The 12627-nt window shown below is 43.6% G+C and carries 13 protein-coding genes; all 13 read right to left on the minus strand.

The features are described 5' to 3' along the window. Positions 1-2: 2 nt before the first annotated feature. Genes CEF13_RS16560 through fliP form a run of 13 tightly spaced genes read right to left on the minus strand, consistent with a single transcriptional unit; the run spans position 3 to position 12603 of the window. Positions 3-434 (minus strand): hypothetical protein, encoded by a 432-nt coding sequence (locus tag CEF13_RS16560; RefSeq protein ID WP_102712126.1) that lies wholly within the window; start codon positions 432-434, stop codon positions 3-5. A 1-nt stretch (position 435) separates the two neighbouring features. Beyond that, the gene (locus tag CEF13_RS16565; RefSeq protein ID WP_102712128.1) at positions 436-930 is read right to left on the minus strand and encodes a chemotaxis protein CheD; all 495 of its coding nucleotides are present in this window, start codon (positions 928-930) and stop codon (positions 436-438) included. Next, entirely contained in the window at positions 927-1547 is a 621-nt protein-coding gene (locus CEF13_RS16570; RefSeq protein ID WP_102712130.1) for a chemotaxis protein CheC, read from the minus strand. The genes CEF13_RS16565 and CEF13_RS16570 overlap by 4 nt, the downstream gene beginning before the upstream one ends. 3 nt (positions 1548-1550) lie before the next feature. Continuing rightward, entirely contained in the window at positions 1551-2012 is a 462-nt protein-coding gene (locus CEF13_RS16575) for a chemotaxis protein CheW (RefSeq protein ID WP_102712132.1), read from the minus strand. A gap of 13 nt (positions 2013-2025) precedes the next feature. Continuing rightward, complete coding sequence (locus CEF13_RS16580) at positions 2026-4134, minus strand: chemotaxis protein CheA (protein ID WP_102712134.1); 2109 nt, start codon at positions 4132-4134, stop codon at positions 2026-2028. 44 nt (positions 4135-4178) lie between these two features. After that, positions 4179-5546 carry a protein-glutamate methylesterase/protein-glutamine glutaminase gene (locus tag CEF13_RS16585; protein ID WP_102712136.1) on the minus strand — a complete coding sequence of 456 codons (1368 nt, stop codon included), beginning with the start codon at positions 5544-5546 and terminating at the stop codon, positions 4179-4181. 26 nt (positions 5547-5572) lie between these two features. Continuing rightward, entirely contained in the window at positions 5573-6442 is an 870-nt protein-coding gene (locus tag CEF13_RS16590) for a MinD/ParA family protein (protein ID WP_102712138.1), read from the minus strand. Further along, positions 6439-7635 carry a flagellar biosynthesis GTPase FlhF gene (gene flhF / locus CEF13_RS16595; protein WP_102712140.1) on the minus strand — a complete coding sequence of 399 codons (1197 nt, stop codon included), beginning with the start codon at positions 7633-7635 and terminating at the stop codon, positions 6439-6441. Before flhF ends, CEF13_RS16590 begins: the two co-directional genes overlap by 4 nt. After that, entirely contained in the window at positions 7632-9662 is a 2031-nt protein-coding gene (gene flhA / locus CEF13_RS16600; RefSeq protein ID WP_102712142.1) for a flagellar biosynthesis protein FlhA, read from the minus strand. The genes flhF and flhA overlap by 4 nt, the downstream gene beginning before the upstream one ends. A 22-nt stretch (positions 9663-9684) precedes the next feature. Beyond that, the gene (gene flhB, locus CEF13_RS16605; protein ID WP_102712143.1) at positions 9685-10782 is read right to left on the minus strand and encodes a flagellar biosynthesis protein FlhB; all 1098 of its coding nucleotides are present in this window, start codon (positions 10780-10782) and stop codon (positions 9685-9687) included. Between the two features lie 12 nt (positions 10783-10794). Beyond that, positions 10795-11592 (minus strand): flagellar biosynthetic protein FliR, encoded by a 798-nt coding sequence (fliR, locus tag CEF13_RS16610; protein WP_102712144.1) that lies wholly within the window; start codon positions 11590-11592, stop codon positions 10795-10797. Positions 11593-11603: 11 nt separating this feature from the next. Continuing rightward, positions 11604-11873: a flagellar biosynthesis protein FliQ gene (gene fliQ, locus CEF13_RS16615; RefSeq protein WP_102712145.1), complete on the minus strand. Its 270-nt coding sequence runs from the start codon at positions 11871-11873 to the stop codon at positions 11604-11606. Positions 11874-11895: 22 nt separating this feature from the next. Continuing rightward, positions 11896-12603, minus strand: a complete 708-nt coding sequence (gene fliP, locus CEF13_RS16620; protein WP_424991951.1) for a flagellar type III secretion system pore protein FliP — start codon at positions 12601-12603, stop codon at positions 11896-11898. Positions 12604-12627: the final 24 nt, after the last annotated feature.

Genomic DNA, 12627 nt, shown 5'->3' on the forward strand with positions numbered 1-12627 from the left:
ACTCACTCTCCTGTCAGGTGACGAATGGCTTTAACCAATTCCTCAGGCTGTGTATTTTTTTGAGATAACAATTGAGGAGGATTTAACGGTTTAAAAGACTCTGCTTCCTTCGCTTGGCCGGTTTGAGCAGCTGTTCCCTCCTGCAGCTGTGATTTCAACATTTGGTTTAAATCATCAGTCTCATCCGGTGTCAGCATATCAAGCTGTGTGCCTTTGCCTTCATCGCTCTCCTCCGGTTCACCGTGCAGAACGGGAGGCTGAAGAATATAGGACAATACTGCCCGCGCACCATAAGCAAGAACAAAAAAAGCGATGAAAGCATACATACTTCTAAGCAGCATAATCGTGATCGGATTGTTTCCGATTGAGAATGCTACCGTAAGCAAGGTGCCGATAAATCCAAATACGACATTCCATCGCCATGTTCCTAGCATATCAAATCTCCTTTGTGCCAAACTGCACGCTTCTAATAGAAAGCATGCCATTAATACTATCGAACTCTATCGTGCGACCAAAATTCCCGCCTGTATCCTGAGAAAGAATAGGTATTCTAAATCGATTCAACATCACGATGCAGGATTCAACATTGCGCGGCCCGATTCTTAATGAATCCGATTGGCCAGACATCGCAAACATTTGAGCGCCGCCGGCCATTTTTGCTTTCATTCGCTCCACATAGGCGCCAGCTTTAATCATGCGTTCAATTAGCTCAGGAATTGCAGTATCCGCATATTTTGCCAAATTAATATTGGTCTCACGGGCAATTTCTGAAGACGGGAGCATCATATGTGCCATACCGGCAACTCGTCGTATCGGATCATACAATGCAAGTCCGACACACGAGCCTAAACCGGTCGTTTTGAGTACAGCTCCATCAGTTGCGATATTCAAATCTGCCATGCCTACCTTGACCAAGTTTTGTTCTATCATTCGCTAACGACTCCCAAAGCCCGGAATATCTTTTGAAACGACTCTGGATCAGGGATAAGGAAAAAGTGTCCTTCCAGCGATTGGCAGTCTTCCAAAAAGGTTGTTTCAATCAATAGAGCAGAATCGCCCATCTCGCCATATTGCATCAAACCATAGCTGAGAATGGCTCCGGCCATGTCTACTGCAATAGCAGGAACAGAAGGCGCCATTAGCAGATGGGTGAAATCTGCTAGCGAGGATAAGTAGGAACCTGCTAATATATTTCCGATTTCACAAAGCGCAGACAACTCCATTTCGGAGTAACCATGCTGCTCTTCTGCATCCATGGATAATAATTGACGCAAAAGCCGTCTAGCAGATTGTTCTTCTATAATAAAGAACATATTGCCTGGTGCTTCTCCCTCTACCCGAAGAAACACCGCTATGACAATCTGCTCTGATCCGCCGACCCGTTCAGCAATTTCTTCAAACGGCAGAAGGCTTACTTTCGGAACAGCCATATCGACTGGCTTATCCAACAAGCGTGATAAAGCTGTTGCTGCATTTCCTGCACCAATGTTACCGACTTCTTTTAGAACATCTAATTCAAATGCCTCAAATCGACTGAATAGACTCACTTGCTATACCTCAAGCTGTTCTAATTGAATGATTTCATTCTTGTTTAAAACTTCGGACAAGTTAAGCATGATGAGAAGTCGACCTTCACCAAGCTTAGCTATCCCTCTTAAATATTTTGCTTTAATTCCTCCCACGATTTCTGGAGGCAAATCAATCGTATCCGTATCGATATCAATAACATCATTGGCGGAATCAACAATGAAGCCCACTTCGAGATCTTCTACAGCAACAACAATAATTCTGGAGTTTTCTGTAGTAGTCGTTTCCGATAGATTGAAACGGCCGCGCAAATCGATAACTGGAACAACTAAACCGCGTAAATTAATTACGCCCTTGATAAAAGCTGCTGTCTTCGGCACGCGTGTAATTGGAGATAATCTTTCAATTGTACGAACCTTATCGACCTCAATACCGTACTCTTCGTTGCCAAGCGCGAACACGATTACCTTTAATTCTTCTCCCATTGTAAAAACCTCCTTATTTGATCAGTGCATTCGGATCAATTATCAATGCGACATAGCCATCGCCAAGTATTGTAGCGCCAGAAATCGCTTTAACATTTGTTAAATATTTGCCTAATGTTTTCAATACGATTTCACTTTGTCCAATAAACTCATCGACCATCACGGCTGCCCATTTCTCGCCTTTGCGAACAACAACAATTTCCGTTTCTTGTTCATCATTTTCATTGAAATCCGGAGAATCGAGCACACGACTCAGAGAGACCAATGGGATAATTGTGTTTCTAAACTCAACCATTTGATTGCCATGCACATTTAAAATTTGCTCCTTGCGTATAATACCTGTCTCCACGATTGATGTAAGAGGTATTGCATACTTCTCTGAGCCCAGCTTAATGAGCATTGCTGAAATAATCGATAATGTGAGTGGAAGCTGAACGGAAAACTTTGTACCTTTTCCATATGCAGAATTGATCGTTACATTTCCGCCTAAGGAAGAAATCTTGGTCCGCACAACATCGAGGCCAACGCCGCGTCCAGATATATCCGATATTTTATCGGCTGTACTGAAACCAGCTGCAAATATAAGCATATTGATCTCGTCATCCGTAAGTCCTTTTGCTTGCTCTTCCGTTACTACTCCATTCTTAATCGCGGTCTTAAGCACCCGCTCATGATGAATGCCTCGTCCATCTTCTTCTACTTCAATAAACACATGGTTGCCGCTATGATATGCTCTTAAATTAATAGTACCCACTTCTGGTTTTCCTGCAGCAATGCGCTCATCAACCGTTTCAATACCATGGTCAACAGAATTGCGCAGTAAATGCACAAGCGGATCACCAATTTCATCAATTACGGTTCTGTCAAGCTCTGTGTCTGCGCCCGTAATGACTAGATCGATCTTTTTATCCAATGATTTAGCCAAATCTCTAATCATCCGCGGGAAGCGATTGAATACAGAATCTACCGGCACCATGCGCAGCTTAAGTACTATACTTTGCAAATCTGAGCTCACTCTTGTCATATGCTCAACCGTTTCAGTCAAATCTGTACGTTTGATTTCACTCGACAGCTGTTCCAGTCTTACACGGTCGATAAGCAGCTCGCTAAACAGATTCATTAATGTATCCAGCCGCTCAATATCCACTCGGATTGTTCTGGACACATTAGCAGACTGCCCTTGTGCTGCTGGAGTTGTAGATGCAGTGGATGCAGCAGGTGCAGCTGAAGCAGATTTGCCTTTATCATGAATTACTTCTGGAGCCTTTTCTTCCTTAATAATAGATGTGGAAGGCGTATCCATAACCTCGGCTGACGCAGCTGCGTAAGATGTGCTTAGTACGGCTACCGATTCAGCATCCAGTAGAGTTACCACAGCAGATTCAATTTCCGAAATATTTGTAAGCTGATCTCTCAGTTCATCCTGTGTCAAACGACAAATGGTAAATACGGAGAAAGAGAAATCAAACTTATCTTGCTCAATATCTTGCGCAGACGGATTGGACTTAATAATCTCCCCGTTTCGCTCCAGCAAGTCGAAGACCATGTATGCACGAACTGCTTTCAATAGGCAGCTCTCGCGGATGGATATTTGAACATGGTAGACGCTATGTCCGCCTTCTATAGATTGCAGCAATATTGAAGATTGGAACTCGTCCAGCAGCATCTCCCCTGATGCGCTTGACGATGCAGCAGGTACTTTTGCTGCTGCCGGAGCTTTAGAAACGTTATCTGCCGCATAATCACTTTTCAAAATGATTTGCAAAGATGATATGATCGTCGTGACGTCAGCTTTACCTGTACCTCCGCCAACGATATCCTGAACCATTGCCTCAAGAGCATCAAGTCCCTTAAATAACGTATCAAATATAAAGCTGTCCATTTGGAGCTTGCTATTTCGAACGAGATCAAGCACATTCTCCATCTCATGAGTGAGCGATGCCAAATCCTCATAGCCCATTGTTGCGGACATTCCTTTCAACGTATGAGCGGAACGGAATATGGATTGAACAATACTTAATTCCTCAGGTTCGCTTTCCAGCCGCAGTAAATTTTCATTTAATGATTGCAGATGATCATTTGATTCATCGATAAACATTGATAAATAGGCATTCATATCCATTTCTTAGCACCTCCTGTTAGTATGGTTAATCCATTCAAACCTATTTATTTCAACATAGCTTGCACTAATTGTGCAGCAATGTGTTGCAACGGCAATACTTTTTCAATTGACACAGCTTCAATCGCAGATCGTGGCATACCGAATACGACACAAGTTTCTTCCGCTTCAGCAATAGTGGAATCAACTCCGCTATCGATTAGCTGCTTCAAACCCTTTGTCCCATCACTGCCCATACCCGTCATGATTACAGCATGTCGCTTCAGCTCGCGGAACGCGGTCATTGATTCAAATAACACGTCAACGGATGGACGATGGCCATTTCGCTGCGGCTGCTCGGTTAACAGAATATAATAACCAGCTGAATCCTTTGCAAGTTCCATATGATGACCGCCTGGTGCCAGGTATACGACTCCTGCCAACACTCTATCTCCCTGCTCCGCTTCAACGACATGCAGAGCACTGAAGCTATCAAGACGCTGAGCTAGCGATTTAGTAAACTTAGGCGGCATATGCTGTACGATGAGTACAGGTGCAGGAAAATCGGCTGGCAGTGAACTGATCACCTCATGAAGTGCCCTCGGTCCACCGGTCGATGTACCAATTGCTACGATATGCCGGAATGTTGAGACAGTTCCGCTTCGCTTCTGCTTTATGTCAGGCGGAGCTGAGTCTGCTTTTTGCTGCTTTCCATTATCCTTTTCGTTCACTTCCAACGCTCTTCGAGCGGAAAGTGCGGTATTTGGATTTATTGGAGCTCTTTGTCCAAACTGAATTCCTTTTGGTTTTGTATGTAAAGGGGGGACCGCCTGCGACTTAGGCTGCTTGTCAGCTGCTCTCGATGGACGAGATTTCACTCGATCCTTATCTAAATGAGCTGACGGTGCTTTAAGCGGCTCCACTTGATTTAACTGCTGCTGCTCAATTGCTATGCGTTTGAATGGTTTGCTTGCCTTGACACCTGCCGCTGGTCTCTCCGTTTTCTCGTCTATCGCAATAACAGGCTGATAACGCCTAGTCAATACCGCTATTCGCAGTTTCTCAATCAATAGTTCTCCAACCTGATGTATATCATTGGATACCGCGCTGGACGGTTTACGAATAAAATCAAAAGCACCGAATTGCAGCGCTTTAATCGTCTCCCGCGTGTTGTCCTCGCTAATGCCGGACAGCATAATAATTGGAATAGGATTACTGTCCATTATGCGCTGTAGTGCTTCTATTCCGTTCATTTCGGGCATCTCTAGATCCAAGGTTACTGCATCAGGCTTTAGCTCATTAACTGCTGCAATCGCCTCAAGACCGTTTCTTGCCGTTCCCACAATTGTGAATTGTGGATCTCGAACGATTAAATCACTAATAATTTTCCGCATAAAACCAGAATCATCAACTACCAGTACGCGATAAGGAGCCATTCCTTTCCCTCCTCCGTCTCAAAGGATTATCTTGAAAGCCTGAACATTTTATGCAAAAATCCTTTGACTCCGCTGCTTACTGCATGTCTTTCAGGAATTTCGAGAAATTGCTTGGCAATTTTCTCAATTGCAAGAGCTGCATCGCAGCCTGGATAGCCGACCGTGAACGGTACTTGACGTTTAACAGCTTTAGATACATGAGGATCATCTGGAACAATTCCTAATGATGGCAGCTCCAATTGAAGGAACTGTTCCGCTACTAAGCTTATTTTGTCAGCTGTCTGCTTACCTTCACGATAATCAGTTGCCCGATTAACAATTAATTTGAATTGCACATCCACATCCATAGCTTTTACCATCTTAATGAGTGCATAAGCATCAGTTATCGAAGTAGGCTCGGGCGTCGTGACCACTATAGTTTCTTCGGCTGCAGTAATGAATTTCACCGTTTCCTTTGAAAGACCGGCACCTGTATCAAATAAAATTACATCATACTTGCCGTGGAGCTTGCTTATTTCCTGTGCAAATCCATCAAGCTGCTCAGCGGACAACTCCAGCAGGTCCTTAAAACCAGAGCCCCCAGCAATGAAGTTAAGCCCTTCCGGACCTTCCTGTACAATATCCCAAATCGTTTTTTCCTGTTTGAGCAAATGGTACAAATTATAAGAAGAACTAATCCCCATGAGCACATCAATGTTTGCCATTCCGATATCCGCATCAAATACGAGCACTTTCTTGCCAAGACGTTGAAGAGCTAATGCGAAGTTGAGGCTGAAATTTGATTTGCCAACCCCGCCTTTTCCGCTTGTTACGGTAACTACACGTGTGATGCGTCCTTCTTCTAGCAGCTCTTGCTGTTTCACTAGATTTCTTAATGCTTCAGCTTGGTCATTCATCGGTCAGTACTCCCTAACAAGTGCTGAATATACGTTCCAATCTGAAACTTCTCGATGTCATCCGGAACCGTTTGTCCGCTTGCCAAGTACGTTGGAAGTAATTCATAATTCATAATCAAGTTGAATATAGCGCCATATACCGACGTTTCGTCCAGCTTAGTAAACAACACCTTTTGGACGCCATATTTGCTAAAATGATCGGCAACCGCAGCCATATCCTTCGTTTTCCCCGTTAAGCTAAGTACAAGAATGGTTTCACTCGGCTCGGAAGATTGCAGAAGGCTATTGACCTCAGATACATGAAGCTCACTTCTGAAGTTTCGTCCAGCAGTATCCATATAAATCAATTCTCGGTCTGCAAGCTGCTTGAATGCCCTCGTTAAATCCATTTGAGAGAAAACAACTTCAATCGGGATATTCAAAATATTTGCATAAGTTCTAAGCTGATCAACTGCTGCTATCCGATAAGTGTCCGATGTTATGAAGCCAACCTTGCGGTTATTTTTAATTGTTTGCTCCGCCGCCAGCTTTGCGATTGTAGTCGTCTTGCCTACACCGGTCGGACCGACAAAGTGCACTATTCGTGCTTCTTGGCTTATACTACTGCCAACATAAGGCCTCAGCCATTCCGTAATATTCAGAGCTGCTAGCTCCCATACTTGCTCTTTTGTAAATTGTACTTGTTCTTCTGTTTGTTTATTTTGAATCAATTCAATCAGCTGATCGATCCAGTTCATGTCCATTTCCTGATCGATTAAATGCTCTTTCAGCTGTGAAATTTGCTCAGATAATGGAATGCCAGCTGTTTGTTGTTTGGAGAGCTTGACCATATATTGACGCAAATCTCGAATCTCATCAATAATAAACTGCTCACGATCAGCCTTTATGTCCGTCGCATCGATCGGAGGAACGGCTGGAGACTCCATTACAGCTGTAGCTGTTCGTTGTGATGTTTGTACCATTTGCTCAATAGCCGCATTTTCTTGCGGCGTCGGCTTTCGCGGGGAAGGAGCATTAGATTGATTCGACTCAACCGCAGCAATAACTTCCATTTTCTTCTTTTTAAACATACCCATAAAGCCGCCAACTTTAATTTCTTTTGTGTTCAATATGACAGCATCTTTGCCCAGCTCGCTTCGGATCATCGTTACAGCTTCTGGGAGTGCATTAACAACATATCTTTTTACTCTCATAAGTTCACAACCCCAATGCTTTGAACTTCAATGTTCGGCTCCAGCTCACTGTAAGAAAGCACCGGCACATCCTGCATCGTTCTTTCAACAATTTGTCTCAAATACATTCGAATCGTCGGTGAAGCTAGAACTACGGGCTGCTGGCCCGATTGAATCTGACGATTCACCTGCTCATTGAGCTTTTGATAAATTTGCTGTGTGGAAACCGGATCTAAAGCAATATAGCTGCCTTGATCGGATTGCTGCACCGATTCTGCTATTCTCTTCTCAAGCTGCGGTCCTACTGTAATAACTTTCAATGTATCGCTGCCTGATGAAAACTGCTGAGTAATTTGCCTAGAAAGAGCCTGACGAACATACTCGGTCAAAATATCCGGGTCCTTCGTGTAGTTTCCATGATCAGCCAATGCTTCAAAAATGGTAACCAAATCACGAATTGATATTTTCTCGCGCAGCAGCTTAGCAAGTACTTTCTGTATATCGCCAATCGTAAGAATCGAAGGGATCAACTCATCTATTAGTGCTGGATAAGACTCTTTCACATTTTCTACAAGAAGCTTCGCTTCTTGACGGCCAATAAGCTCATGAGCATGCCGCTTTATGATTTCCGTTAAATGTGTTGCCACAACAGAAGGAGGGTCAACTACTGTATAGCCTGAGAGCTCTGCTCGTTCCTTCATTTGCTCATCGATCCAGATTGCAGGCAAGCCGAATGCCGGCTCTGTTGTTTCAATACCGACAACCGAATCATCCTCAAACCCAGGACTCATGGCTAAATAATGATTGAGCAGCAAATCGCCTCGCGCTACGGTATTTCCTTTAATTTTGATTACGTATTCATTTGGCTTTAATTGGATGTTGTCACGAATACGAATGACTGGAACGACCAACCCTAGTTCCAAAGCGCATTGCCTGCGGATCATAATAATTCGATCGAGCAAGTCTCCGCCCTGCTGGGTATCAGCTAGCGGAATAAGTCCATAACCAAACTCAAATTCAATAGGATCTATTTGAAGAAGACTGATGACACTCTCTGGACTTCGAACCTCTTCGATTTGCTGCTCTTCGACAAGCATTTCTTCCTGCTCGTGCTGTTTATTAATAACTTTCTGCATTCGCCAACCGCCAAAAGCAAGCATTAAAGCGAATGGCCAAGTTCTCATCGGACCTATCGGAGTCAAGCCGAGTAATCCGATCGTGCCTGCTGCTATGTATAATAACTTTGGATACTTAAATAATTGTGCAGTGACATCCTCTGCAAGGTTGCCGTCCGATGCTGCTCTCGTTACGATAAGACCCGCTGCCGTGGAAATAAGCAAAGCTGGGATTTGGCTTACGAGACCGTCACCGATGGTCAAGATCGAGAAAGTGGACAGCGACTTCTGGAAATCAAATCCATGAATAGCCATACCGATTACAAAGCCGCCAACCAAGTTGATGACTAGGATGATGATCGAAGCGATCGCATCCCCTTTTACAAATTTACTGGCTCCGTCCATCGCTCCGTAGAAATCGGCCTCGCGTTCGATTTTGGAACGTCGGTCTCTAGCTTGCTTCTCATTAATGAGTCCTGCATTTAAATCGGCATCTATACTCATTTGCTTACCTGGCATCGCATCAAGCGTAAATCTCGCCGCGACTTCCGCTACCCGCTCAGAGCCCTTGGTAATAACGATAAACTGAACGACGACTAGGATGAGAAAGACGATGAAGCCAATTGCTATTTCTCCCCCGCCTACCCAGCTTCCGAATGTAGCTACCACCTCGCCTGCTTCTGCATGAGACAAAATATTTCTTGTCGTTGATACGTTTAGCGCTAAGCGGAATAGGGTAGTAATCAATAGAATTGCCGGGAATATTGAGAAATCAAGAGCTTCCCGCGTATTCATTGCTATGAGCAATATCATGAGAGCAATTGAGATATTGAGTATGATAAGCACGTCTAGCAGTAAGACTGGGATCGGGATTATCATCATGAGAACAATGCCAATGACGCCGAATAGTATTACTAAATCTTTTAGTTTCATGACGCTGTCTCCTCCCGTTTTATTATGACGATCTCACGCGCCCCTTCATTTTATATACGTATGCCAACACTTCCGCGACAGCTTGGAACAAGTCTGGAGGAATAACATCCCCGATTTCAGCTCGTTCATAAAGCGCCCTCGCCAGCGGCTTATTTTCCATCGTTATAATACCGTTTTCTTTAGCAACCTCCCTGATGCGAAGCGCAACATGGTCCATGCCCTTTGCGATAATCTTAGGTGCTTCCATATTCGCAGCATCATATTTGAGCGCGATGGCAAAGTGAGTTGGGTTTGTAATAATAACATCTGCTTTAGGCACCTCTTGCATCATCCGCTGCATCGCCATCTTACGTTGGCGTTCGCGTATACGACCCTTTATCATCGGGTCACCTTCGGATTTCTTATATTCATCTTTGATATCTTGCTTGGACATGCGCAAACTCTTAGCATGCTCGAACCTCTGATAGAAATAATCTGCTAATGCGAGAACTGCAAGCACTGCACCGATTTCGATCCCTAATCTTACAGTTACACCGGCGGCATAACTGAATATTTGTTGAACCGGCAGGCTTGTGAGCACTAGAATCCGGTCCCATTCTTTCGAAATCGCGATAAAAACTAAAACGCCGATAATGGAAAGCTTCAAAACACTTTTTAAAAATTCAACAATTGTTTTTGCGGAAAAGATTTGCTTGAATCCTTTTATGGGGTTCAACTTGCTAATTTTCATCTTCAAAGGATCACCGGTTAGCAAAAAACCGAACTGTACGACATTGCCAAGAATACCGACAATAATCGTCACGGCGAAGATGGGAGCCAGAATGAGCAGGAGCTCCGTCGTGATATCCGTAAAGAGCGACATCACATTACCCGTCGTAAGCTCCATCAATAGCCAATTCTCGAACAAATTATCAAATAGGTTCATAACATGCTGCTTATAATAACCGCCCATCATTAGGAAGCCCATAAACGTGAACATCATAATAAAAGAACCGGGCAAATCAGAGGATCTAGCAATTTGACCTTTTTTTCTAGCATCGTCCTTTTTCTTCGGAGTAGCTTTCTCCGTCTTCTCCTGACTGAACAATTGAAGATCAAGCTCTAGACGGTAAATATGCACGACAGCATCCTCCTATTGCCCTGCAGGCGGCGGTCCTTGCACGATACTGAGCAGCTGTCCCATCGCATCAAACATGATGGAAAACAATCTTTCGAATATCCCAGCAAGACTTGGCATCAACAGCATAAGCAAAATCAATCCTATAATGAGCTTCAGCGGAATTCCAATAACAAACACATTAAATTGAGGAGCAGTCTTAGTTAGAAAGCCTAAGCCCACATCAGTCAAAAACATGGCTACGATTAAAGGCGCTGCAACCTGGATGGCCAACAAAAATATGTTGCCAACGGTTCTTGTCAAAAATTCTGTAATGCTGCCGCTCATTATTCTGCTAAAGAGCTCATTCGATAACGGCATCCATTGATAGCTGTCCATCAGTCCTCTTAACAGAAAATGATGGCCATTCATCATAAGAAATAATACGATCATCAGCATATACTTGAAATTTCCAAGCAATGGCGCAGATGTGCCTGTATGAGGGTCAACAATGTTAGCCATTGCAAAGCCCACTTGCAAATCCATAAATCCGCCTGCGGTTATTACGACCGTAAAAAACAAATAAACGACATAGCCCATTAAAATTCCAACTAAAATTTCTCGAAGCACTACGAGTACATAAGCAGCGTCCGGCACAATCGTCTGTTGCATGCCATAAGTGAGAAAAACAATAAAGGAAATGAAAAAACCAAGTCCAATCTTGAACGTATTCGGCACACCCTTAGAAGAGAAAACAGGCGCTACGACGAAAAACGCAGTTATTCGACAAAAAATAAGCAAAAAAATAGGGAAACCTTGTACGATCGCATCCATTCACTCACAACCTAACCGATGTAATTATGTAGATTATTCAGCAGATTATAAGTAAAGTCGATGACCGTGTTTAGAATCCATGGACCAAAAATGATAATCGACACGAAGACTGCTACAATTTTCGGAACAAAAGCAAGTGTTTGTTCCTGAATCTGTGTCGTTGCTTGAAATATGCTTACCAGCAGTCCAACAACTAGAGCAAGAACGAGCATCGGCGCACTGGCTTTCAGAACTACGAACACAGCCTCTCCGGCTAATCCGATTATGAAATCAGTACTCATCTAACGTCCCTCCTTGCTGTAATCACGTGTTGAAACTTAATAATAGCGATCTGACGATTAAGTACCATCCATCAACTAGAACAAATAATAGCAGCTTAAAAGGCAGTGATATCATGACCGGTGGAAGCATCATCATCCCCATAGCCATCAATGTACTTGCAACAATCATATCAATGACTAGAAAAGGTATGAATATCATAAATCCCATTTGGAACGCTGTCTTGAGCTCACTTATTGCATAGGCTGGTATTAAAACCGTTATTGGGATGTCCTCATAGGAAGCAGGCTTCTCCGTCTTCGTATATTCCATGAAAAGGAGCAAATCCTTCGGCCTCGTATGCGAAAACATAAACTTTTTCATTGGAACGGCTGCTTCTTGGAAAGCTTCCGTTTGCGACAACTCACCTTTCAAGTAAGGCTGAAGAGCAACATCATTTACTTGAGAAAACGTCGGCGCCATAATAAAAAAAGTTAAAAACATCGCAAGACCGATGAGTACTTGGTTCGGCGGCATTTGCTGCGTACCGAGTGAGGTTCTCACAAACCCTAAAACAATAACAATGCGGGTAAAGCTTGTCATCAAAACTAATAGTGCTGGTGCTACACTCAATACTGTGATTAGCAGTAGAATGGATAAGGCGCTAGTACCAGGCGTTTCACTGCTTCCATCACCAATATTGATTGAGATATCAGGTAGTGGCTCCGCAAATGCCTGGTTGTGAAACAACATGGCAAGCAGCTGTAAAGCAACGAT

Source organism: Paenibacillus castaneae, assembly GCF_002884445.1.
GTDB classification, from domain to species: Bacteria; Bacillota; Bacilli; order Paenibacillales; family Paenibacillaceae; genus Pristimantibacillus; species Pristimantibacillus castaneae.

Coding starts and splice junctions, on each gene's coding strand:
- fliP (WP_424991951.1), bottom strand. CDS start 12,603: ATGTTGTTTCACAACCAGGCATTTGCGGAGCCACTACCTGATATCTCA.
- CEF13_RS16590 (WP_102712138.1), bottom strand. CDS start 6,442: ATGAATGACCAAGCTGAAGCATTAAGAAATCTAGTGAAACAGCAAGAG.
- fliR (WP_102712144.1), bottom strand. CDS start 11,592: ATGGATGCGATCGTACAAGGTTTCCCTATTTTTTTGCTTATTTTTTGT.
- CEF13_RS16560 (WP_102712126.1), bottom strand. CDS start 434: ATGCTAGGAACATGGCGATGGAATGTCGTATTTGGATTTATCGGCACC.
- CEF13_RS16565 (WP_102712128.1), bottom strand. CDS start 930: ATGATAGAACAAAACTTGGTCAAGGTAGGCATGGCAGATTTGAATATC.
- CEF13_RS16580 (WP_102712134.1), bottom strand. CDS start 4,134: ATGGATATGAATGCCTATTTATCAATGTTTATCGATGAATCAAATGAT.
- flhA (WP_102712142.1), bottom strand. CDS start 9,662: ATGAAACTAAAAGATTTAGTAATACTATTCGGCGTCATTGGCATTGTT.
- CEF13_RS16575 (WP_102712132.1), bottom strand. CDS start 2,012: ATGGGAGAAGAATTAAAGGTAATCGTGTTCGCGCTTGGCAACGAAGAG.
- fliQ (WP_102712145.1), bottom strand. CDS start 11,873: ATGAGTACTGATTTCATAATCGGATTAGCCGGAGAGGCTGTGTTCGTA.
- flhF (WP_102712140.1), bottom strand. CDS start 7,635: ATGAGAGTAAAAAGATATGTTGTTAATGCACTCCCAGAAGCTGTAACG.
- CEF13_RS16585 (WP_102712136.1), bottom strand. CDS start 5,546: ATGGCTCCTTATCGCGTACTGGTAGTTGATGATTCTGGTTTTATGCGG.